The organism is Brucella sp. NBRC 12953 (assembly GCF_040369775.1).
GTDB lineage: Bacteria > Pseudomonadota > Alphaproteobacteria > Rhizobiales > Rhizobiaceae > Brucella > Brucella pseudogrignonensis.
Genome location: NZ_BAABSV010000003.1, coordinates 261,274 through 283,961 on the forward strand (window position 1 = coordinate 261,274; position 22,688 = coordinate 283,961).

A 22,688-nucleotide genomic window follows, 5' to 3' on the forward strand; every position below is an offset into this window, starting at 1 on the left:
CTCGTCAAACCCCTCACCAGCATCACGGGACTTCATCCTTCTATCGGGCAGGCGAAAGACGTCTTTGCGTTTTGGCAAAGACCACAGCTGTTCTTCAAAGCAGGAAGCGCACTGCGACAGAACGCGCCAGCGCAAGTGTGAGCAAAGCGGCGGGCCACGCGAGCAAGGCAGGCTTGAGCCCGCCTTTGGTGCCGCGCATTTCCATAAAATCCAGGATGACGAACCAGCCTTTTGCAAAGGCGAGAATCAGCACCACCACAATCGCCATCAACCTTCCATGGCTGAGACTGGCAATCAGCGCGCCAGTGAGCGCAAGAAAAAGCAGAATGAAAAGCGTGCGATTTAAAGACATGCGACCTTTGTGTGTCATTCGTTGCCTCACGCAAGATAGAGGACTGGGAACATCACCAGCCATACGAGATCAATGGCGTGCCAAAGAGTGGTGATGAGCAGAACATTGGAAGCGGATGGCCGCCATGCGACCAGCGCCAGAATGATCGATCCAAACAGCACATGCATGAGGTGAAAGCCGGTGAGGAGAAAGTAGAGCTCGAAAAATGCGCCTGCCGATTCATCGCCGACAAACTGCATTTCATGCGAGTATTCGATGAATTTGACGGCGACAAAAATCAGGCCAAAAAACGCCGCATACAGAAGCGGATATCGTGCCTCCTTCCCATTATGTCGTCGCCGTACAGCAATTGCTGCCTGCCAGCCGCTCATTAGCAAGACAATTGTATTGGTCGCCGCCAGACCCGGACTGAGATGCACCCGTAATTGGGCAACACCTGCAATATCGATGATCGACATCACCAGAAAGGCAATCAGCAAAATTGCAAAGGTGATGAGTTCACTCCAGACGAGAATCCAAAGCAGGAGGTTTTCCCCCGGCTCATCGTCCGAAATCGTCGCCGCAAAGGCTGTATCTTCCGTTCCAAGCATGGGTCATGCCTAGACTGAGCGGCCATGCCGTTCTTTGCGTTTTGGCAAAGAAAAATCGCGACCGCAGATGCATTATGCATTTTCAGAGCAAAGGAACATTTCAATGACAGATGCACAGATCGGGCTCATGGTTGCTACCCCCGCCATTATCGGCTTCTCGCTCATTCTTTACCGCATGGGAGCCTTGCAGGGTGCTGGTACGTTGTCGGCCGTTGCAGCATCCATCGTGATCGCCATCGTGCTATTCTTTGGCCAATAGTTGGAACCGGACATGACCGCTGGCTCCCCTCTTCATGCAGCCGACATCAATAGGCTGGAAACACACCACAATGCCTTGCTTGAACTGTGCCTGCAGCTCGAAGAAGCTGCGGAAGATGTAACGACCGGTACCGCGACAGCGTTCGATTATCAAACACTCGCCAAAGCAATTCCTGCGCTTCTTTCAGAAGCACATTTGCTGGAAGAGACAGTGCTGTTTCCGGATTTCGACCATCATGCCGGATCGGGCTTTGCAACGGTCGTTATTGAGCGGTTGAAGGCTGAACACCGCTGCGACCGGCTTTCCGCCGAAGAGCTTGCAGCAACCCTGCAAGCCGTGTCTGAAGGACGATGCCCGCTCGCAGCCGATACGGTGGCCTATATGATCCGCGGCTTTCTCGAGAGCTTGCGCCGCCACATCCTCTCTGAAAATCTGATGCTGGAAGCCTTGCTTGCCGCCAAATCGGAAAAGCGGGAAGTGTTTGGATAAGTGACTGCTCAAATTGTCTTTTAGTATTTCCAGCAAAAGTGCGAAGCGGTTTTGCGTCGGATAATGCGTAAAAACAAACAGTTACAGTGGTTCCAACGATTCTTTCTTAACTGGAACCGCTGTAACTGTCCGCATCCGTACAGGACAATTGCCCATCGGGGCCGGTACAATTGCAACCAAGATCACGCAGCAATCCGTCTTTAAGGCCGTAAATCCACCCATGGATAGCAATGCTCTTTCCCTCCTTCCATGCCGATTGCAAAACGGGGGTTCGGGAAAGGCTTTGCACTTGAGAAACGACCGTCAGCTCACAAAGTCTGTTTAACCGCTCTTCCGGCTCCGTTATGGCCTCCAGTTCGGTTTCTGATGCCTGCGCGATATCGCGAACAGGCTGCAACCAATGATCGATTATCCCGTGGCGATACCCATCCATGGCTGCACGCACGCCACCGCAACCGTAATGACCGCAAACGATGATGTGTTTGATCTCCAGCGTTTCCACCGCAAATTCAAGCACGGAAAGCAGATTAAGATCAGCACGATGAACAAGGTTGGCGACGTTGCGATGGACGAAAACTTCCCCCGGCTGCAAACCCGTTACGACGTTGGCGGGTACACGACTATCGGAACAGCCGATCCACAGATATTCCGGTCGCTGCATGGCAGACAACCGCCTGAAATAATCAGGGTCTTCCCGCTCTCTTTCCGCAGCCCATTGCCGGTTATGATCGAAGAGATCTGATATCATCCGCAAGTTTCACCTCAGAAATCGTGGTTCAGTGAACATTTCCAGGATCCGCATCATAGTGGAGCACGAACATATCATAATTGATCCAGAACAAGGCTGTTCTGCCTGAGAGCCATTATTTGTCATCTTGTTTGAGATGCAACAAAGCAGCTTCGCATCGATCAGATTAGAAAAGCTCTCATGATGGCGCTGGCTGTCGTCATCATCTTTCGACAATGACGGCCTGGGAAAACTATAATGCCAATCGAACCAGTTTCGGCAAATCCAGTCATCGACGTGCGCACCATTCCACCCATCACGCGACATGCGACGATCTTTTCCATGATCGATACGCTGGAGCCAGGCGATGCGCTGGAGATCGTCAACGATCACGATCCGGTACCTTTGCGCCGCCAGCTGGAAACACGAAATCCCGATGAATTTTCCTGGGTCTATAAAGAGAACGGCCCTATCTGGCGTGTCGAAATTGCACGACGCAAGATCCATGGTTCAGACCATGAATGCACTTGCGGCAATCACTAAGCTGTTCTTCATCAAGGTTTGAGATGATCGGTGCCGCGCTTTCCCGCTGGACTTTGTCCTATTTTGCAGCCTCCCTCGCCTTCCTCATAATCGGGGTCGGAATGATGGCAGGCGGCTTTGGCTATCCGTTCCACGGAATTCGGGCACCGGAAACCCTCATTCTCGTCCATATCATCGCCATTGGCTGGCTGGCACTGCTGATGTGCGGTGCGCTGCTACAATTTGTGCCGGTTCTGGTTGCAAAGCCGCTTTGGGGCAGTTCCGCACAACTGCCAGCCCTTCTGCTGCTGCTTTCGGGCCTGATCGGATTGCTTTTGGGCTTCGCAGGCATGGCCGGATTGCTTGAAGATACAATTGCGCTGCTTCCCATATCCGGGCTGCTTTTAATCGCAGGCTTTTCGCTGATCGTTCTGATGCTTGGTGTGACCATCTGGAAAGCCCGGCCTATTTCATTGCCAACGCGTTTTGTGGCCGTCGGCATTGGCTGCCTGCTGATCGTTGCCAGTCTTGGCGGGCTTTATACTTTCGTGCTGTCCGGCGCGACGGAGCAGATGATGGCTCTTGAAATCGCCGGATCAACTGTCTCTATCCATGCAGCGCTAGCACTCGGCGGCTGGATGACTTTCACCGCGATGGGTGTGAGCTATCGATTGCTCACCATGTTCATGCTTTCGCCTGACAGCAACACGAAACGAACCAGGCTTCTATGGTGGCTCGGTCTAGCCGCACTGACGATCCTCAGCTTTAGCGTCACAGTTTTTGCATTCGGCATCGGTCAGCCAGCGATTGCGCTATCTATCGCACTTGTTCCGGCTATTGCCTGTATTGCTCTTTATGCTCTCGACGTGCGTGCAATCTATCGCCAACGCAAACGCAAGGCGATCGAACTAAACAGCATGGCCAGTATTTCAGCCTTTGCTGCATTGCTGATTTCCATGCTGCTTGCCCTGACGATGCTCTGGACCGGTGTGACAGACCAGATGGTCGCAGCACTCGTTTATCTTTTCGTCTTTGGCTGGCTTTCAGGCCTCAGCCTCGCGCAGCTTTACAAGATCGTTCCGTTTCTCACCTGGCTCGAATGCTATGGCCCTGTCATGGGCCGCGTGCAGACGCCGCGTGTTCAGGACATGGTGCGCGAGCAAAATGCGCGGCACTGGTTCATCCTTTATTATGGGAGCGTTTGGTTCTGCACATTGGCCCTGATCTTCAACCATCTGACTATTTTCAGACTGTCATCCGCACTCAGCCTTATCGCCATTCTGGCTTTGAGCGTTCACTTCTTCCGCGCCCGGCGGCTTCTGGACGTACCAATCAATCTGCGCCTGCCCAATGGCGTGATCCTGCCCAACCTTATTCATGCCGGTGCGCCCGTGCTTAAAGCGCGCCGCGTTTTATCGCAGCCGGGCGACACGCTTTAAGTCTTTGTTTTTACGCATGTCGATATCGGAAAACTGGTTCCCACTTTTCCGCGACACGCTTTAGGAGGTCGAAATGAGTTTATCCATTCAGGAAATCGCCCATCGGGAGCTGGACGTGCGTCCCTTGCTCAAAAGTGGCGTAGAGCCGTTTCAGGCAATCATGGATGCCGCGGAAAATCTGCTGCCCGGCCAGAGTCTCCTGCTTGTAACACCCTTCAAACCGGTTCCGCTTTTTGCCGTGATGGAACGCAAAGGGTTTCGTGCAGAGCCGCAACCGATCGGTGACGGCGACTGGCAAACGCTGTTTTCTCCAACGCAAGACGCGGTGCCGGAAATCCAGCTGTCGAACAATGTAAGTTCGCCCGATATCTGGCCTGAACCTTCGCATTATCTCGATTGCTCAGACATGCAACCACCTGAGCCAATGGTTCATATACTGGCAGAACTCGAACGCATGACGCGCGGCGACGTTTTGTTTGCTTTGCTGCACCGCGAACCACTCTTCCTGTTTCCAGAGCTTGAACGACGAGGCCATGAATGGGTCGGCAACTTCGATGAAACAGGCAGCGCCTACCGCATCATGATCCGTGTTGGTGAAGCGTGAGGACAAAACCATGCACAGCGAAAAAGATGCTCAACTCGAATATGCGATCCTTAATGCACTGCGGTTGATCCTCGATCCAGAGCTGGGCGTTAATCTGGTTGATCTGGGGATGATCTATCACATCGAGATCTTATCCGGCGGGCTGGTCAACGTTCAGATGACCACGACCACACCCGGCTGTCCTGCTGCGGGATTTCTCATCCAAGCCGTGCAAACTTGCGTGGAAGCGGTCGAGAGCGTCTCACGCGCCAATGTCGAGCTGACATATGAGCCCGCATGGATGCCGGAGATGGCACTGCCGGAAGTACAAGCCCGTTTCACTGGCCTGTCCTTATAGAAAACATGACCCCAACCGCTTCGCGAAGACCAGCGATTGAAATTTATCAATCGCTGGTTTTACTTTTGACAACACGCTCAGGCTGTAATCGTCCTTTGTGCTATCGCAAATAAGCCCTTAGAAACTTGGTTCATTTCACATAAAGCATTGTAAATAAACGATAATTATTTCATCGATTTATGGTCCATGTTGATTGCGGTCAAGGAAGGAACCTTCCCGATCTCCTATAGATAAAACGACAGAGCAAAGAGCGCTCGGTCCTATCGTATAGGAGAGAATCGATGGCAGACCAGATGCAGATCAACCGCCGCACGATACTGGCAGGAGCAGCACTCGCTGGTGCGTTAGCCCCGGTGCTTGCGACAACATCCGCCTGGGGTAATGGCGCAATCCGGAAGGCCAGTGCAGCGGAAATTGCAGCACTACCCCGGCAGAAAGTGGAACTGGTGAACCCGCCATTCGTCCACGCTCACAGCCAGGCCGCAGAGGGTGGGCCGAAGGTTGTCGAATTTACGATGGTGATCGAAGAAAAGAAGATCAGCATTGATGATGCGGGGACTGAAGTTCATGCCATGGCCTTCAATGGCACCGTTCCCGGCCCGCTGATGGTGGTGCATCAGGACGATTATGTTGAGCTGACACTCATCAATCCTGAAACCAACACGCTCATGCACAACATCGATTTCCATGCGGCAACCGGCGCATTGGGTGGCGGTGGGCTTACCGAAATCAACCCCGGTGAGAAGACGGTCCTTCGCTTCAAGGCCACCAAGCCCGGCGTTTTCGTCTACCACTGCGCACCTCCCGGAATGGTTCCTTGGCACGTTGTCTCGGGTATGAATGGGGCGATCATGGTGTTGCCGCGCGACGGACTGCACGATGGCAAGGGTAACAAGCTTTCTTATGACAAGATCTATTATGTCGGCGAGCAGGACTTCTATGTGCCTCGCGATGAAGCTGGTCAGTATAAGAAATACGACGCTCCAGGCGATGCATATGAAGACACTGTGAAGGTGATGCGTACCCTGACACCGACCCATGTTGTCTTTAACGGTGCAGTCGGTGCATTGACCGGTGACAAGGCAATGACCGCCAAGGTCGGCGAGAAGGTGTTGATCGTTCACTCGCAAGCCAATCGCGATACGAGACCTCACCTCATCGGCGGACATGGTGACTATGTCTGGGCAACTGGCAAGTTCAACACGCCGCCAGATCTCGATCAGGAAACCTGGTTCATTCCGGGCGGAGCCGCGGCAGCAGCCTTCTACACATTCCAGCAACCTGGCATCTATGCCTATGTGAACCACAATCTGATCGAAGCCTTTGAACTGGGTGCAGCCGCGCACTTCAAAGTCACCGGCGAATGGAATGACGATCTGATGACGTCGGTTCTGGCCCCGTCTGGGATGTAACGAAAGACTGAAAACTTCTTTGGTGATTATCGAATAAGGAAAGGCTCGGAGCCGTATCTATTGAAGGACGCGGCTCCGTGACACCAAATGACGAAAGGTAACAAGAAGAAGCGCCTTCGGGAGTTGGCTGTGGCTGTGCCCGCTGTCTTGCTGGCGGTGGTGGCGGGTCTGTTTGTGGTCGATGCCGCAGGACGCGCAGAGCGCAGCTCTCGGGATACCCAATTTGAGCGCCCGCAGACCATTGTCGTTGCACCGCGCAGCATGACCTATCGCGCTGATGGCGACTTTCAACAGAACAATTATCCGGTGGATGCACCACTGACGACGCGCAAACTCGCGCAATCCTTTGAGATTATGAAATATCAGGTCAGCGCATCCGACTATGAGCGCTGCATCGCCGATGGTGGCTGCCAACCGGCGGAAGCGTTACCGCATAATCGAAACGGATTGGGCGCCAATGCACCCATTGTCGGCGTGAGCTACGATGATGCGGAAAGCTATGCCAAATGGTTATCGCAAAAGACCGGTGAAGTCTGGCATTTGCCGACCGACGAGCAATGGGCTTTTGCTGCCGGTTCACGCTTTACCGATACCGCTCTGGGCATTGAGGACGATGCCGCAGCCAACCCCGCTTTAAGATGGCTCAAGGACTATGAGCAGCAGAGCGCGCGCAAACTCGAGCGTAGCCCTGAAGTCCGTTCTGCAGGTGCATTTGGTGAAAACGAACTTGGCATCGCCGACGTTGCCGGCAATGTATGGGAATGGACACAGACCTGTCATCGCCGTGTGAATATCGATGCCTATGGCAAGATCGTTGCCGAAACACCTGTCTGCGGCGTCTATGTGGTTAATGGCAAGCACCGTGCCGCCATGAGCTCTTTCATCCGCAACCCCAAGACAGGCGGCTGTAGCGTCGGTGTGCCACCCGACAATCTGGGCTTTCGGCTGGTTCGTGACGGTCGCTGGTATGCGGTCGTGCTGAAACGGCTGAAAGAATTCTCAATATGATGGTTTATGCTTGAATGCCCTATTTTATGCCCCCGAGACTATCCCTTATTCCTCTTGCTGTGCTAAAGCGACGAAGGGGATTTTTAGTAGGGGATGCGTGATGGCCACGATAGATCGCGGGCTTGTCAGAAAACTATCGTTGTTCGCAAAGATGAGCGATGACGAGCTGGACAAGCTTGTGTCTTACGCCTCAACGCGGCGTGTCGTTCCGGGCGAAACCATTTTTGAACAGGGCGATGACGCCGTCCTGTTCTTTCTGCTGCTTCACGGTCGCCTCAAGGTTAATCAGGTAACTCCCGACGGACAGCAGATCATCGTTCGCATGGTCCATCCCGGCGATCTATTCGGCTTCGCCAAGGCTTTGCAACGCAGCGACTATCCCGGCACGGCAATGGCGGTAGCCGAAAGCATTGTTCTGGCCTGGCCAACAGAGCTTTGGGACTATTTCGTCGAACAGAATCCCGGCCTTGCGATGAATGCGATCCAGACAATTGGCAAGCGACTTGAAGAAGCCCATACCCGAATTCGCGAGATGTCGACCGAAGAAGTTGAGCGTCGCGTGGCACATGCCGTTCTGCGTCTCGCCCGGCAAGCGGGTAAGAAGGAAGAAGACGGCATCCGCATCGACTTCCCCATCACCCGTCAGGATATCGCCGAAATGACGGGAACAACGCTGCATACGGTTTCGCGTATTCTCAGCAACTGGGAAGGCCAGGGTTTCGTTCGTGGCGGCCGTCAGAAACTTACCGTCATCAGCATGGCTGGCATCAAGCGTCTTGCCGACGGCAACCCATAAGCTGCGAACTAATCGATTTTTTTCATGCGAATGCTCGTTACGAGCGGTCATTCGCATCTTTTGCTTTGACGATCCCGCAATTGTCCAAACATGCCGCAAATCATCAAGACCCTGAACACGCACGCCTGTAGATCGGATGGCAGATCAGAGCTTCAAAGCGAATGCATTTGAAGCCGGGTCCAGTCCTCTCCTCCCAAGCAAAAGGATCTACGGCCATGACTACGAACTTCATCGAAACCAAAGACGGCACCAAGATTTTCTATAAGGACTGGGGCACAGGTCAGCCAATCCTGTTCTCGCATGGCTGGCCGCTTTCGGGCGATGCCTGGAGCGTGCAGATGCTGTTTTTCGCTGAGAAAGGCTACCGCGTTATCGCGCATGATCGTCGCGGTCATGGACGTTCTGATCAGCCATGGAATGGCAACAACATGGATCAATATGCCGATGATCTTGCAGAGCTGATTGAAAAGCTCGACCTCAAGGATGTGATCCTTGTCGGCCATTCGACGGGCGGTGGCGAAGTTGCTCACTATATCGGTCGTCACGGCAATAGCCGCGTTGCAAAAGCCGTGCTGGTTGGTGCCGTTCCGCCATTGATGCTCAAGACTGCAAACAATCCCGAAGGCACGCCGATTGAAGTCTTCGACGGCATTCGCAAGGGCACCCGCTCCGACCGCTCGCAGTTCTTCAAAGATTTGACGCTGCCATTTTATGGCTTCAACCGCGAAGGCGCCAAGGTCAATGAAGGCCTGCGCGAGAACTTCTGGCTGCAGGGCATGGTCGGTTCGATCAAGGGGCTGTATGACTGCGTTCGCGAGTTCTCGGAAGTCGATTATACGGATGATCTGAAAAAGATCGAAGTGCCGACGCTGGTGATCCACGGCGATGACGATCAGATCGTGCCGATTGCAGCCGCGGGCGAAAAGACCGCCAAGATCGTGAAAAATGCAACGCTCAAGGTTTATCCCGGCGCGCCGCATGGTTTGGCGGAGACCGAAGCCGACAAGTTCAACGCCGACGTTCTGGAATTCATCCAGTCGTAATTTCGGCTCGATATCGGGGTGAGACGGCGAGCGGAACTCCTCTTGACGTTTTCGCTTTTGTGATCGCGATGACATATCCAAATGACATCGAAATATGCAAGATTATCGTCCGTGGCTCATACAGTATGCATTTGTGCAAAGCTGGAAAGGCGATCCGCCATGACTGAGAAACCTCGCTTGCTTGAAGAGCGCGTGCGTGACGGTCTTGATATGCTGCCTGAACCAGTCGACCTGCCGGTTGACTGGCTGAGCTGCCATGATTTTCCACGCCCTTCATTGAAGTCTGCCTCAGGGCGCGCCCCGGAATCCCCCTGCTCTCAAACCGACAACAGCCATTTACGAACGAAAGGACCATCATCATGACTGATAATGTAAAATCCCGTCGCTCTGCCTCTCTCAAGACACCAAGCGGTTTTTCGGAAGAAGCCGTGAAGGAAATTTCCGGCGGCATTACCGCTCTGCTCGCAGATGTGTTTGCCATTTATCTCAAGACCAAGAATTTCCATTGGCACATGTCTGGCGCGCATTTCCGCGATTATCACCTGCTGCTGGATGAACAGGGTGATCAGATTTTTGCCATCACCGACGATCTGGCAGAACGCGCCCGCAAGCTGGGTGGCAACACCCTGCGCTCCATCGGCGATATTTCGCGCCACCAGCGCATTCTCGATAATGATGCGGAGTTTGTGCATCCGCATGAAATGCTCGCCGAGCTGCGCGACGACAACAAGGCACTTGTTGAAAGTATGCGGGTGCTGCACGAACTTTGCGACGAATATGGCGATGTGGCAACCGCAAGCCTGCTCGAAAACTGGATCGACGAAGGCGAACGCCGCGTCTGGTTCCTGTTTGAAACGCTGCGCGGTACCAACGGCTGATCGCAGGTTCAGTCACACAAAAGAAGGGGCCATTGGCCCCTTTTTTCGTTTGTGCGCGAGGTGAAGCACAAACCCACTCACCCTATACCCAAGTATAGAGTAGCAAAAACTCAGGTGTATGGTTTTGCACTCATAGTACGGTTTCGTACCGCGCCGTATCATCCCAAAATCCTCCCATATCCAACGCAGTTCAACGATTTTACGGGAGATCGATGATGTCACATTTTGCAACGCCAGTTGACCACAAGCAGCCACGCCTTCCCCTCGACAAGTTCGCAAGCGAGACATCAATCAAGGTCTCTGCCCTCTTGTTGAATGCCGTAAAGCTTCTCGAAGAAGATGAGACAATCGCCATCGATCTGGTCAATCAGGCTTCAAGCCTGCTCGGTACACGCATGGTTGACGGCAATGATGTGGCGGATCGGATCGTTGTCGGCGGACTGGCGCCCTGGCAGATCAAGCGTGTGTGCCGCTTTATCGATGAGCGCATTTCCTACACGATTTCGCTTGATGAAATGGCGCGTCAGGTCAAGCTCAGCACCAGCTATTTCTCGGCAGCCTTCAAGAACAGCTTTGGCGTTTCACCACATAATTATGTGATTAAGCGCCGTGTCGAATTTGCCAAGGACAAGATGCTCAACAGTAACGCGCCTCTCTGCGAAATCGCGCTTGATTGCGGCCTTTCCGATCAGGCTCACCTGTCGCGCGTGTTTCGCCGGATCACCGGTACGACACCAAGCGCATGGCGCCGTTATCAGACACGTCCGAATGTTGGGGCAAATGTTAGGGCGAAACTTGCAGTCGCGGAAATTTACTGAGGTTTCACGCGTGAAAGTTTTCAGCCGATGCCGCAATGGCCTCCCTCAATGCGGCAATGAAAACCCGGACCTTCGGCAAGACCAGTCTGGTGGTCGGATAGACCGCCCAGATATTGAGCGTTTCAGGTCTTGCATCACCGAAATTGAGCCTGACCAGACGCCCCGCCTTCACATCTTCACTCACATACCAGGTCGATAGAAGTGCAAGCCCACCGCCCGCAAGACAGGTGGCATAACAGCCCTCCATCGTGTTGGCGGAAAAGCGGGCGTTAAGACGAATGTGCTTTTCGCCTTCGGGCGTCGAGAAAGTCCAGTGTGTTGCAGAGCCGAGCGGCAGGCAGTCATGCTCTGCAATCTCATCAGTCGCGTGCGGTATGCCGCGTCTGGCCAGATAGTCCGGGCTTGCAACGATGCAACGACGATTGTCGCTGAGTTTCTGCGCAATCAGGCTGCTGTCGCGCAGCCGGGCAATGCGGATCGCGAGATCCGTCCCGCTCGCAACCAGATCGGGCAAGTGATCCGTGAGATCGAGCGCGATACGCAATTCTGGATTCTGCTCAAGAAGTTGCGGCACAAACGGCGTGACATAGCGAAGGCCAAAGGCGACGGGAACCGAAACACGCAAAAGACCTGCTGCACCTCTGGCTTCTGCCCGCAGCAGCGCTTTGGCTTCGGTTTCATTTTCGATCATGGCGCGCGCAAAAGGCAGGAAGGTTTCACCTTCAGGTGTCAGCGAAAGCGAACGTGTCGTGCGATGCAGCAGCCGGACACCGAGCATTGTTTCAAGAGCAGCGAGACGGCGTGTGGCAACCATCGGCTGGAGACCAAGCCTCCGGGCCGCTTCAGCCAGGCTTCCGGCATTCACTGCCGCCAGAAATACAACAACGTCATCCGTATTCATTATATCGATTTTCGTTATACAGGCAGATCATTCAAGATCACTAAAACGAAAATCGATAAAAAGCTAGATAGTCAGGCATCGATCGCGGTAGAGCGGCTCTCGCTTCAAGGTGCCTTTGATAGCCGCCCTATCCAAAGTTTTTCACGCATCGTTCCGCCGGAAAGCGCCTCCCACTTTCCTCGGGACCAACCATAAGAGGGCAGCAAAATGGACGATAAAAGCCAATCTTCAACGCAAGCCGGGCAAGCCAGCGCCGGTATCGGCAAAGGGGCTCTGTTCGCAATGGCCGTAGCCAGCGGCGTGGCGGTTGCAAATATCTATTACAATCAGCCAATGCTTGGGATCATCGAAGCCGATTTTCCAAACGATCCAATGACCGGCCTTATCCCGACCGCCACGCAGCTTGGCTATGCCGCTGGTTTGTTCTTCCTGCTTCCGTTGGGGGATATCGTTCACCGGCGCAAGCTGATTATCGGCCAGTTCATCATTCTGGCAGTAGCGCTTGCCATTGCCGCTGTCGCACCATCGGCGCTGGCTCTGGTGATTGCATCACTCATCGTAGGTGCAAGCTCGACAGTCGCACAGCAGATCGTGCCGTTTGCGGCGTCGCTAGCCGTGCCTGAAAAGCGCGGCGCGACCATCGGCACGGTGATGGCGGGCGTCCTTTCGGGCATTCTGTTCAGCCGTACGCTTTCCGGCTTTGTCGGTGAACATGCTGGCTGGCGTGAAATGTTCTGGATCGGCGTGCCGCTGGCGCTCTTTGCCGGCTTGCTGATGTTTTTTGCGCTGCCGAACCATCGTTCAACATCGCATATGCGCTATCACACGGCGATCCGTTCGCTGGCTAAAATCTGGAAAACACACAGTGCCCTTCGCATTGCAGCATTGACGCAGGCAGCGCTTTTTGCAGCCTTCACGGCCTTCTGGACCATTCTCGCGCTTTACCTGCAAACGGCTGAATTTGGCTTGGGCGCAGATGTTGCCGGTCTCTTTGGTATTGTGGGTGCAGTTGGTGTTTTTGCAGCGCCATTTGCAGGCCGGATTGCCGACCGCAAAGGTCCGCACTTTGTCGTGCTTATGGGCGCAATCCTCACGCTGATTTCGTGGGTGATTTTCGGCCTCTGGTCGTCGCTTATGGCACTGGTCATTGGTGTGATCGTGCTCGATTTCGGTATCCAGAGCGCTCTCGTTTCCAATCAACACATCATCTATGCACTTGATCCGGAAGCAAGGAGCCGCCTCAATACCATCTTCATGACGGCCATGTTCCTTGGTGGAGCGGCGGGCGCTGCACTCTCGACGCTTGCATGGAAACATGGCGGCTGGCTTGATGTAAGCCTGCTGGGCGGTTTGCTCGCCATCATAGCGCTGGCCATTCAGGTCGTCGCTTTTCGTGTTCGCAGCTCGATTGCTGCCCAGCATTGACTACAGCATAATTCCTTAAACTTGAATCAGTTTAAGGTAAAATTATGCTGTAAATATAAAGTGTTAGAGCGACCTTTGTGCGCCCAAAAGGGCGCACGGCGCTCTACGAAAGAATTGCTTTTACAGACAATAAAAAAGGCGGCCATTTGGCCGCCTTTTTGGTTGGTGGTTTTATCAACGGGGTACCATGCCCGGCTGGTCGGAAGGCAGTTTCCGCAAATCGACAACATCGATATTGAGGTGCTGTGCAACAAGATCGGCTGGCGTATGCGTCAGCCAAGAAGACAACGACACTTCCTGATATTCAGCCGTCCTGAACACGGCGACGAATTGAAGATCGGTGGTGCCGGTATTTTCAATCACATGACCCTGACTGCGTTTCACATAGCCGACATCGCCAGCTCTGAAATCTGCCGTCTGGGCGCGGGGGCCTGCATCGAAAACGGTCATGCGGCCTTCGCCCTTGATCCAGTATTGCCATTCATCGGCATTGGGGTGCCAGTGCAACTCGCGGACACCGCCGGGCTTGATCGTCTCGATTGCAGAAGCAATCGTGGTGGATGCCTTGAAGATCGAGCTGTCGGCCATGCGGATGGCGCCAGAACGGTTTTCCTTCAATGGCTTTGCAGAGCTGAGCTTGTAGGTGAAGGGAAAAGGGGGCAGACCAGCTGATGAAACCTCTTCCTGATCGTTGGAAAGTTCACCCGGCTCGCGACCCTGAAAAATCCAGAGATTGTTGAGCGGGATCGACTTCATCGCGTCTTCGTCGATGCCGAAATTCTTGGCAAGAATGCTGGGCGGTGTATGCGCCAGCCAATCTGTTACCAGCAGCGTGTTATATTCGGACTGATCGCCTTCATCAAATGCCAGAACAAATTCGCAGCCATCAGGACCGAGCCCCTGCAAGGAATGCGGAAAGCCTGCAGGGAAATACCAAAGATCGCCTGCTTCAACGTCCTGCACATAGGCGCGGCCTGCAGTATCAAGCACAGTGATGCGGCAACGACCATTGGTCACGATTGCCCATTCCGCCGCGCGATGCCAGTGCATCTCACGAATGCCCCCTGCACTCAGGCGCATGTTGACGCCGGAAATTTCTGCGGAAATTGCAAAGTCGGATTGTGTCAACTGACGCGCCCAGCCGCCATTCTGAATACGCTTTGGCGCATTGTTGAATGAACCCCAAAAGAGCTGCATATCACCGATATCGGTTGCAGGCGGATTCTGGAAAGATGGAAACTGTGCGTTAAGCGCCGGGTTCTTCGGACCGGGATCAGTCAGGCTTCCGGCGTTGGCGTTGACCGCGCCTTCGGGCGGCAGATCAGGATTGCCGAATGTCGGCTTCGTGGAATGATCGTTGGCGCTTTTTGCATCTATGCGATGGGTGGTCATGGCGGCTTCTCCTCTCGTTGCCAGCGGCAACAATTTCTGGTGCAGGAGAAGTTTACGAGAGCAGGGAAAGGACCACATCTATACCGAGGTCTATCTATCCCCGGCGATTGGTATGCTGTTCCCCAACCCTATGATCGGAGTGCGTGCTCAAGATGGTCGAGCAGTTTGGTCACATCGACCGGCTTGCCCAGAAAAGCGAAAGCGCCGCCTTCCATGGCCGCATTGCGAGTACGGTCGTCTTCAAAGGATGTCATGAAGATCATCGGCGGATGGGCCGTCTGCTTGTTCAGTTCGGCCTGAAGCTCGATTCCGCTTAATCCCGGCATTTTCACATCAACCAGCATACAATCGATATCCGATTGCGCCTCATAGGCGAGATATTCTTCGGCTGATGCGAAAAGACGGCTTTCATAACCGCAGGATTTGACGAGATCGTCGAGAGCTTCCCGGATGCCCTGATCGTCATCAACAATGGCTATGGTATGAATTTGCGCTGCGGACAAGATATTGGACCTTGAATTGCTAAAATCTGATCGTGCATCCCGAAAACGATTCCTGTTTTTAGAGATGCACTTAAGGCCCTTTATGCGCTCTGGCAGAGCACAAATATACCATACTTAGATACAGGTCACTTTGTCGTTTCGCTGAGGAATTCAGCCTTGCGAACCAGATCGGCAAGAGAACGCACATCCATCTTGCGCATGACATTGCCGCGATGAAGCTTCACCGTCACTTCACTGATACCAAGATCAAAGGCGATCTGCTTGTTCATTTTGCCAGTGACGACCGCGTCCATCACTTCCCGCTCGCGTGGGGTCAATGTCTGCACCAGTTCGACGACAGCCTGATTTTGCGCTGCCTCCTGCCTGCGCACGCTATCGCGCTGCACAGCCGAACTCACTGCATCGAGCACATCCTGTTCCTTGAACGGCTTGGTGAGAAAGTCGACGGCGCCTGCCTTCATCGCACGTACCGTCATCGGAATATCGCCAAAGCCTGTCATGAAAACCACGGGAAGGCGAATGCCCGATTTTTCAAGCTGGCTCTGGAAATCAAGGCCGCTGATGCCCGGCAAACGGACATCGAGGAGAATGCAGCCGGGTCTTTCCATTCGTGATTGATTCGGGAATTTGGCCATGAAGGCTGCGGCTGTTTCAAATGCTTCCGCATCAAACTGCATGGATAAAAACAGATCGGCCAGCGATTCCCGCATCGACGGATCGTCATCGATGATGAAGACCACCGGCTTGTCGTTTGGTTGCTTTTGGGGCTTGCGTATCTCAGGCATCCTGCACTTCCCAGTTGATCGGCAGGCGCATTTCAAATTCCGCGCCACCTGTTTCGTGGTTGGTTCCGGTCAGGGTTCCACCGCTTGCTTCAACCGTGCTGCGGCAGATCGAAAGCCCCATGCCCATGCCGGAAGCCTTGGTTGTATGAAACGGCATGAATAGCCGCTTGAGCGTATCCTGATCTATTCCCGGTCCGCTGTCACGAATGCTGATTACGGCATGGTCATTGTCGGTGCGTCCGATCGTGATCACAATTGAACGCGAACGGGTTCTGGATGCTTCCATCGCTTGAATGGCGTTGGTCACAAGATTGATAATCACCTGTTGAAGCTCAATCCGCACGCCCTCAATCACGGGCGAACGCCAGTTCTGTGCCATGCGTACCTGCGTGCTGCTGCGTTGCAGCTCATGTTCCATGAGCGCAATGGTTTCGCGAACCAACATGGTGAGATCGATGGATTCCACCCGCCGCTTGGCCTGACTCAGCATGTTGCGCGTGTTCTGGATAATCTCGCTTGCGCGGTCACTGTCGCGAATGATCCGTTCCGCAGAGCGTCGCACGGCGGTCAGGTCCGGCGGATCACGGTCGAGCCAGCGCAGCACTGTCTGCGCATTGAGCATGATGGCGCCAACCGGCTGGTTGAGTTCATGGGCAAGCGAGGCAGACAAGGCACCGACAGTTGCGGCCCGCGAGGCTTTGGTCAGTTCAGCCTGTGCTTCCACCAGCGCCTTCTGCGCCAGTTCGCGCTGGGTAATATCGACCATGCTCAGCACAACGCGGTTGAAAGCAGCAGGATCGCTTGGGAAGCTGATGCTCAGCAGCGCCAGCCGCTCTTCACCACTTTGGGTGTGAAACTCAACCTTGTTCTCAAAATAGCGCTGTTCATCGAGCAGCGCTTGCAACACATGCACAAATTGGTCATCGCGTGGAACGAAGAGACTGCCAAGTCGATGCGCCTGCCCCAGATCAACCCCTAAAAGTTCATAGGCTGCTTCATTGGCTGCGACCGTATCGGTCATGCCAATGCATTGATGGACGAAATCCGGATGCGTGCGGGCGTAGTCTTCGATGTCAGTGATGCCTTGCGCCTTCAACTGAATCAGATGCTGGCGAAGCCGTGAATAATCGCGCTCGCATAGGGCAACGCGTGTGCGGTCAAAAATCGAGCGATAGCGCGCTTCGCTATCTTTGAGCGCTGCGTGGGAGGCGAGCAATTCCTGCTGCCCCATTTTGTTTCTCAGAATGAGAACCGCTGTGACCACAACTGCAGCAACAGCGACTGCCAGTCGAATGGTTGTCTGAAAATCCGGCTCCGGACCATGGGTCGCATAATAGGATATGATGGTGAGGATGAAGCAGCCAATGCCGCTCAGGATAATGCCTGTGCGCCCTGTCACTTCGGCTGCCAGCAGCAGCACGATGGCATAGAGAACGGCAATAGCGCCTTCAATATCGGTGAAGGTATCGACGTAAAAGACAGCAAGCGCCAGCGCCAGTGCGACAAAGCCGACCGCCAGTTCACTGCCTCGCTTATGCACGCCCTCTGCATATTTAGACATCGTTTGTCGTTCCCCAGATTCGACTGCGCGAAACCATAGAGCAATTTAAGTGGTTGCGAACCTATACCTAGGTTTGGGTCCCAACTCTGCTCCCCAATAGACCTAAGTATCTGAACACTATCCGTTCATCTGATTGAGCTGCCTTGCTGCGCTGCCTAACCTTGGAGCGCATTGAAGCTGCAAAGGAGTTCGATCATGCCCGGCGATAATCCCTCACACGCACTCGCTGCAGGCACTGTTGCGCCTGCGTTCACTTTACCTGCAACGGCGGATCAAACGGTATCGCTTAGCGATCTGCGTGGCGCTCCGGTGATACTCGCATTTTACCCGGCTGACTGGAGTCCGGTCTGCAGCGATCAGATGGGACTTTATAACGAAATTCTTCCGGAGTTTCACCATGCGAAGGCGCAGCTGCTCGGCATATCGGTAGATGGTGTGTGGTGCCATGCCGCCTTTGAAGCAGAGCGCAAATTGCATTTCCCGCTTCTCGCAGATTTTGAACCCAAGGGTGAAGTCGCCCGGAGCTATGGCGTCTATCGCCAAAAGGATGGCGTGGCAGAGCGTGCGCTGTTCGTCATCGATGCCGATGGCATTATCCGATGGAGCTATGTTTCTCCGCTGGGCATCAACCCTGGAGCCGATGGCATTCTTGAAGCCCTCGACATGCTTGAGGCCAAACCAACCACTAAGGAGCTGCAATCATGAGCAAGTTGAGCATTCCGGTTAGTAAACAGGATCACATCCAGGGATATGAGATAGCCGGTGTAACCCTTGTCGAATATGGCGACTATGAATGCCCATATTGCGGCGAAGCTTATTACGTTCTGAAAGCAGCGCAGCAGGCAATGGGTGAGGATTTACGGTTCGTGTTCCGTAATTTCCCGCTTGCCGAAATGCATCCCCATGCGCTTCACGCAGCGGAATTTGCTGAAATGGCCGCTACACAAGGCCTGTTCTGGCAAGCCCATGATCTTCTTTACAAAAACCAAAGCGCGCTGACCGATCATGATCTTCACGAATATGCGACAGCTCTCGGCATAGCGCCAGTAACTCTCGCAACCGCCTTCGACGGTCGTTTTCAGGAGCGCATTGAAACAGATTTTCGCGGTGGATTGCGAAGCGGCGTCAATGGCACACCCACGCTTTTCATCAACGGCACGCGATATGACGGTCCGCGCGACGCGGCAAGTCTGGTTACTGTTCTGCGAGAAGTGAAGGATTTGCTTGTCTGAAATCATAACAGATAGATGCATAATCGCCTCGGGGACCAGCGCCCCCGAAGCTTCATCTTTCTAAGGTATGATATCCGTCTTTGCCGTTCTGATATTCGGCTCTTCTGGCTTCGTGTAAAAGGCTCTATCGCCGCCAACTTCAAGCATCAAACTCCGCTCAATTGCGGCCACATAATCCGCCGATGACGCGACCTGCAAACGCCTGCCCGATCCCTGATCGTGGAGGACATCTTTGCGCACTGTAATGATGTTGGTTATATCGGCTTTTGTGTGGGAGACATCCGCCGGACCACCATCATAAGTCGATACATTTACAATCAGCCTGTTCGCACTCCATGTGACCATTTTCACATCAGCCAAAGCCGCATTGATTGCCGCCAGCATTGTGCCGGCCTCGCGCTTAATACCATCATAGCGATAAAGTGCTATCGCTGTAGCTGCAGCTTCAGCATCGCCTTCATCGCAGATGCGCGTCCATGGCAGAACAGATTCAGACTGGCTGTCACCCGACCACTCGATATAGGCAATTGCCACACACTGGTTCGGGCCGCTGGTCATAACGCGGTGCAAAGAACGCAGTGCCGCTATATGCCCCTCGCGCACCATCTGGACATCATCGACATCTGGCAACGATGACCGATCGACAGCAAAGACAACCGCTGCATCAACTCTGTCCGACGGTAAAGCCTCACCCGCGAGTGCCTTCTCGCTCGGAAACAAAAGCGACCCCAGCAATAGCGCCAGAACTGAGATCAGAACTGACCGCCCATCCTCACCAAAATTTGCGTATTTGCCAAACATGGTCGCCGCCCCGTTTTACCGCCGACGATCCGGCAGCGGATTGGAGGGGACCATATTCTCCTGATGCAACTGCTAAAATACGACAGGTGCCGTATTTCATGCTGCCAGCCTACTTGGTAGCTTTTGGTCAACAGCAGCACATGCGCTTACATTCAAGCAAGCCATTGCTTGAATGGCGGTTCTGGCAGTTGGGGTGGCTTCTGCCAGAGCCGCGACCGCAATATTATGCCGATGGCAATCCAAGACGCACCGCATAGGCCGTCAGCTCGGCACTGCTATGGAGATCGAGTTTGCGCATGAGGTTTTCGCGATGCTTGCGGGCGGTGAAAACGCTGATACCGAGCCTGTCCGCTATTTCCCGTGTCGTCGTACCCTTTGGAATCAATGCCAAAAACTGCAGCTCACGTCTTGTAAGCGGCACGGGCGACAAGACATCGATATTGGGTTCAGGCTCATGGCCGCTCGGACGGTTGATCGCGGCACCAATATGAGTTGCGCCATTGCTGTGACCGTTTTTCAGATTGGTGATGGTGGCAAGTAATTCACTCGGATCGCCATCTTTCGTCAGATAACCATTGGCACCAGCATCAAGTGCGGCTCGGATCGAGCGGGATTCACTGTTTGCAGACAGAATGAGAATTTTCAACTTTGGATAGGTCGTTCGCAATTGTTCTATGAACTGAAAGCTGTGAAATCCCGGCATACCAAGATCAAGCAGGACCATATCGCAAGGCGTCTGAGCCAGAAGCCCCAACAAAGAAGAACAATCACCGACCTCTCCAACCACAACTGTTTCGCTTAAAGTAGAAAGAAGTAGTTTAAGTCCCTCGCGGACGATATTGTGATCGTCAGCCAAGATTACCCGGTAGTTTTCCCTCATCGATAAGATGCCCCTCAAGCCCACAAGCGAATACAGGATAGCATTATGGTGGCATTAGCGCTCTCTGAACAACACAAAAAATCTACGAGAGTTAATCCGATAGACGAGACGCGGATCAAGCAGGCGCTGATCAATACGCTCTACAAGCATTCGGCAGGCGTGCTGCTGACCAACATCTTCGTGCCGATCCCCTCGCTTCTGATATTCTGGGGCAAAGTGCCCAATGTGTGGCTCATTGCATGGTGTGTTTCGGTTTATTTTCTGACAATCCTTCGCATGATCGTCACCCGCGCGTTTTTCCGCCATCCAAAAACACCAGACACTTATTTGAAATGGGCCTGGACAGCGGCTGGCTTCTCGTGGCTATCGGGTATGAACTGGGGACTACTGGGTTTGATCGGTTTTCTCTCGGGCGAACCACACCTTCTTTCCTTCGCAATGATCGTCATGACTGGTCTGACCTGTGGGTCCGTACCCACTTCGTCGGCATTTCTTCCGGTCCTCGTAGGATCTCTGTTCACAACCGTTCTGCCAAGCACGATCTATTGCCTCATGAGTGAGGGAGAGATTTACAACGCCTATCTGTTTTTGATTGCCTGTCTAGTTATCATCAACGTGCATCATGGACGTGTGACCCACCGGGATCTGGCCGAAACGATCCGATTGCGCTTTGAAAATGAGACACTCGTTGATCAGCTCAAAAGTGAACGGGACAGAGTCGCAGCTGCCGATCGCGCAAAGACGCGCTTCCTCGCAGCTGCAAGTCACGATCTCCGGCAGCCGGTACATGCACTTGGCCTCTTCAATTCGACCTTGGCAGCACTCGCAGGCAAAGGAAATGTCAATGGCGCCGACGCGGCTAATATTGCTGGAAAGGTCAGAAACGTCGTCGCTAATCTAAGCTATCTGCTCAACGCATTGCTCGATGTTTCACGCCTCGACGCTCAGATTGTGACACCCAATCGCGAAACCATCTCGATTGGCGAATTACAGGATAATCTTCGCAGCGAATTTGCGGGCCTTGCCGAAAGCAAAGGTCTTCGATGGAGAATGGTCCGATGTGACCTTCATACAGACAGCGACCCCATGATGCTGCGGCAGATAATAGCCAATCTGATCGCCAATGCCATTCGCTACACGACAAGCGGAGGCATACTCTTTGGCTGTCGTCTCAGAGACAGTAATATCGAAATTCAGGTCTATGACACCGGGCTCGGTATCGCCGAAAACCAGCACGAAACAGTGTTTGAAGAATTCGTGCAGCTGCATAATCCTGAACGTGACCGCGACAAAGGACTGGGACTCGGCCTGTCGATTGTGAAACGCACAGCAGAGCTGCTCAATCATCCGATCCGGCTTTGCTCGCAACCCGGCAAAGGATCGATGTTTTCAATCGTCGTACCGCTTGTCGTTGACCAGCGCCAACCGAAGAAGCCTGCCAGAAGCCCGCTTCAGACGGGTGGAAACATTTTCATTATTGATGATGAAAGCACCGTCCTTGATGCACTCGCGGGGCTTGTCGACGTTTGGGGGTATCGAGCCTATGCGGGGCGCAACGCTGACGAAACATATGCCGCCTGGCAGGCCGATAAAACAGCGAAACCTTCTCAAACTGACCTGGTCATCGTGGACTACCGCCTTGAAGGCGGCATGATAGGAACACAGGCCGCACGCAGATTGTTCGATAAGATTGGATACGAGCTGCCAGTGATCATCCTCACAGGTGATACATCGCCTGAAAGACTGCGCGAAGCCTCCGCGAGCGGTTATATGCTGCTTCATAAGCCGATTGATCCCGCCGAATTGCTGCAGGCTATCCAGAAGCCAGTATAAACCAGCGTTCTTTCAACCTTTAATCCGTGAGACTGCTCTATCACACGAAAAATAATCAGAGCCTGGCTTGAAACCGCAAAATCGTTTCCTAAGTGATAGCC

The 22,688-nt window shown here is 53.7% G+C and carries 27 protein-coding genes; 17 read left to right on the plus strand and 10 right to left on the minus strand.

Annotation, left to right across the window (positions count from 1 at the left end):
• Positions 1-94: 94 nt before the first annotated feature.
• Together ABWV94_RS08710 and ABWV94_RS08715 are read right to left on the minus strand one after the other, a co-directional pair.
• On the minus strand, positions 95-370 hold the full coding sequence (locus tag ABWV94_RS08710) for a cytochrome C oxidase subunit IV family protein (RefSeq protein WP_353413210.1): 276 nt from the start codon (positions 368-370) through the stop codon (positions 95-97).
• 8 nt (positions 371-378) lie between these two features.
• Positions 379-942 carry a cytochrome c oxidase subunit 3 gene (locus tag ABWV94_RS08715; protein ID WP_353413212.1) on the minus strand — a complete coding sequence of 188 codons (564 nt, stop codon included), beginning with the start codon at positions 940-942 and terminating at the stop codon, positions 379-381.
• A 103-nt stretch (positions 943-1,045) separates the two neighbouring features.
• Here ABWV94_RS08715 and ABWV94_RS08720 point away from each other — a divergent pair, with 103 nt between their 5' ends.
• Positions 1,046-1,201 (plus strand): hypothetical protein, encoded by a 156-nt coding sequence (locus ABWV94_RS08720; RefSeq protein WP_353413214.1) that lies wholly within the window; start codon positions 1,046-1,048, stop codon positions 1,199-1,201.
• 12 nt (positions 1,202-1,213) lie between these two features.
• Complete coding sequence (locus ABWV94_RS08725) at positions 1,214-1,690, plus strand: hemerythrin domain-containing protein (protein ID WP_353413216.1); 477 nt, start codon at positions 1,214-1,216, stop codon at positions 1,688-1,690.
• 106 nt (positions 1,691-1,796) lie between these two features.
• Here ABWV94_RS08725 and can read toward each other — a convergent pair whose 3' ends face one another.
• Positions 1,797-2,438, minus strand: coding sequence for a carbonate dehydratase (gene can, locus ABWV94_RS08730; RefSeq protein ID WP_064321296.1), 642 nt, complete (start codon positions 2,436-2,438; stop codon positions 1,797-1,799).
• Positions 2,439-2,675: 237 nt separating this feature from the next.
• Here can and ABWV94_RS08735 point away from each other — a divergent pair, with 237 nt between their 5' ends.
• The 11 genes from ABWV94_RS08735 to ABWV94_RS08785 all read left to right on the plus strand — a co-directional run bounded on the left by ABWV94_RS08735 (position 2,676) and on the right by ABWV94_RS08785 (position 11,274).
• Entirely contained in the window at positions 2,676-2,960 is a 285-nt protein-coding gene (locus ABWV94_RS08735) for a DUF2249 domain-containing protein (RefSeq protein ID WP_064321297.1), read from the plus strand.
• 23 nt (positions 2,961-2,983) lie between these two features.
• Complete coding sequence (locus ABWV94_RS08740; protein WP_353413218.1) at positions 2,984-4,378, plus strand: hypothetical protein; 1,395 nt, start codon at positions 2,984-2,986, stop codon at positions 4,376-4,378.
• Between the two features lie 73 nt (positions 4,379-4,451).
• Positions 4,452-4,982, plus strand: coding sequence for a DUF2249 domain-containing protein (locus ABWV94_RS08745; RefSeq protein WP_353413220.1), 531 nt, complete (start codon positions 4,452-4,454; stop codon positions 4,980-4,982).
• Positions 4,983-4,992: 10 nt separating this feature from the next.
• Positions 4,993-5,319 (plus strand): metal-sulfur cluster assembly factor, encoded by a 327-nt coding sequence (locus tag ABWV94_RS08750; RefSeq protein WP_353413222.1) that lies wholly within the window; start codon positions 4,993-4,995, stop codon positions 5,317-5,319.
• 281 nt (positions 5,320-5,600) lie between these two features.
• Positions 5,601-6,731 carry a copper-containing nitrite reductase gene (nirK, locus tag ABWV94_RS08755; protein ID WP_353413224.1) on the plus strand — a complete coding sequence of 377 codons (1,131 nt, stop codon included), beginning with the start codon at positions 5,601-5,603 and terminating at the stop codon, positions 6,729-6,731.
• 87 nt (positions 6,732-6,818) lie between these two features.
• The gene (locus ABWV94_RS08760; protein WP_353413226.1) at positions 6,819-7,739 is read left to right on the plus strand and encodes an SUMF1/EgtB/PvdO family nonheme iron enzyme; all 921 of its coding nucleotides are present in this window, start codon (positions 6,819-6,821) and stop codon (positions 7,737-7,739) included.
• A 100-nt stretch (positions 7,740-7,839) separates the two neighbouring features.
• Positions 7,840-8,535, plus strand: coding sequence for a Crp/Fnr family transcriptional regulator (locus tag ABWV94_RS08765; RefSeq protein ID WP_007877544.1), 696 nt, complete (start codon positions 7,840-7,842; stop codon positions 8,533-8,535).
• A gap of 215 nt (positions 8,536-8,750) precedes the next feature.
• Positions 8,751-9,578, plus strand: coding sequence for an alpha/beta fold hydrolase (locus tag ABWV94_RS08770; protein ID WP_007877543.1), 828 nt, complete (start codon positions 8,751-8,753; stop codon positions 9,576-9,578).
• A 159-nt stretch (positions 9,579-9,737) separates the two neighbouring features.
• The gene (locus tag ABWV94_RS08775; RefSeq protein WP_353413228.1) at positions 9,738-9,941 is read left to right on the plus strand and encodes a hypothetical protein; all 204 of its coding nucleotides are present in this window, start codon (positions 9,738-9,740) and stop codon (positions 9,939-9,941) included.
• Positions 9,938-10,456 (plus strand): Dps family protein, encoded by a 519-nt coding sequence (locus tag ABWV94_RS08780; protein WP_007877542.1) that lies wholly within the window; start codon positions 9,938-9,940, stop codon positions 10,454-10,456. Before ABWV94_RS08775 ends, ABWV94_RS08780 begins: the two co-directional genes overlap by 4 nt.
• Positions 10,457-10,668: 212 nt before the next feature.
• The gene (locus ABWV94_RS08785; protein ID WP_353413230.1) at positions 10,669-11,274 is read left to right on the plus strand and encodes a helix-turn-helix domain-containing protein; all 606 of its coding nucleotides are present in this window, start codon (positions 10,669-10,671) and stop codon (positions 11,272-11,274) included.
• A gap of 4 nt (positions 11,275-11,278) precedes the next feature.
• On the opposite strand, the gene ABWV94_RS08790 is transcribed toward ABWV94_RS08785, so the two are convergent.
• A complete protein-coding gene (locus tag ABWV94_RS08790; protein ID WP_353413232.1) occupies positions 11,279-12,175 on the minus strand; it encodes a LysR family transcriptional regulator in 897 nt (298 codons plus the stop codon).
• Between the two features lie 207 nt (positions 12,176-12,382).
• Here ABWV94_RS08790 and ABWV94_RS08795 point away from each other — a divergent pair, with 207 nt between their 5' ends.
• Positions 12,383-13,600, plus strand: a complete 1,218-nt coding sequence (locus ABWV94_RS08795; protein WP_353413234.1) for an MFS transporter — start codon at positions 12,383-12,385, stop codon at positions 13,598-13,600.
• Positions 13,601-13,774: 174 nt separating this feature from the next.
• Here the strand turns inward: ABWV94_RS08795 and ABWV94_RS08800 are convergent, their stop codons facing one another.
• From ABWV94_RS08800 to ABWV94_RS08815, 4 genes are all read right to left on the minus strand, one after another.
• Positions 13,775-14,992, minus strand: coding sequence for a cupin domain-containing protein (locus ABWV94_RS08800; RefSeq protein WP_079213341.1), 1,218 nt, complete (start codon positions 14,990-14,992; stop codon positions 13,775-13,777).
• A 128-nt stretch (positions 14,993-15,120) separates the two neighbouring features.
• The gene (locus ABWV94_RS08805; RefSeq protein WP_007877530.1) at positions 15,121-15,495 is read right to left on the minus strand and encodes a response regulator transcription factor; all 375 of its coding nucleotides are present in this window, start codon (positions 15,493-15,495) and stop codon (positions 15,121-15,123) included.
• 125 nt (positions 15,496-15,620) lie between these two features.
• Entirely contained in the window at positions 15,621-16,280 is a 660-nt protein-coding gene (locus ABWV94_RS08810; RefSeq protein ID WP_064321307.1) for a response regulator transcription factor, read from the minus strand.
• On the minus strand, positions 16,273-17,841 hold the full coding sequence (locus ABWV94_RS08815) for a sensor histidine kinase (protein ID WP_353413236.1): 1,569 nt from the start codon (positions 17,839-17,841) through the stop codon (positions 16,273-16,275). Before ABWV94_RS08815 ends, ABWV94_RS08810 begins: the two co-directional genes overlap by 8 nt.
• A 195-nt stretch (positions 17,842-18,036) precedes the next feature.
• Here ABWV94_RS08815 and ABWV94_RS08820 point away from each other — a divergent pair, with 195 nt between their 5' ends.
• Together ABWV94_RS08820 and ABWV94_RS08825 are read left to right on the plus strand one after the other, a co-directional pair.
• Entirely contained in the window at positions 18,037-18,546 is a 510-nt protein-coding gene (locus tag ABWV94_RS08820) for a peroxiredoxin (RefSeq protein ID WP_105520075.1), read from the plus strand.
• Complete coding sequence (locus ABWV94_RS08825) at positions 18,543-19,073, plus strand: DsbA family protein (RefSeq protein ID WP_353413238.1); 531 nt, start codon at positions 18,543-18,545, stop codon at positions 19,071-19,073. The genes ABWV94_RS08820 and ABWV94_RS08825 overlap by 4 nt, the downstream gene beginning before the upstream one ends.
• Before the next feature lie 60 nt (positions 19,074-19,133).
• Here ABWV94_RS08825 and ABWV94_RS08830 read toward each other — a convergent pair whose 3' ends face one another.
• Entirely contained in the window at positions 19,134-19,874 is a 741-nt protein-coding gene (locus tag ABWV94_RS08830; RefSeq protein WP_353413240.1) for a DUF1194 domain-containing protein, read from the minus strand.
• Positions 19,875-20,097: 223 nt separating this feature from the next.
• Positions 20,098-20,730, minus strand: coding sequence for a response regulator (locus ABWV94_RS08835; RefSeq protein WP_231193316.1), 633 nt, complete (start codon positions 20,728-20,730; stop codon positions 20,098-20,100).
• A 69-nt stretch (positions 20,731-20,799) separates the two neighbouring features.
• Between ABWV94_RS08835 and ABWV94_RS08840 the strand changes: the two genes are divergently transcribed.
• A complete protein-coding gene (locus ABWV94_RS08840; RefSeq protein WP_353413243.1) occupies positions 20,800-22,587 on the plus strand; it encodes an ATP-binding response regulator in 1,788 nt (595 codons plus the stop codon).
• The last annotated feature ends 101 nt before the right edge of the window (positions 22,588-22,688 follow it).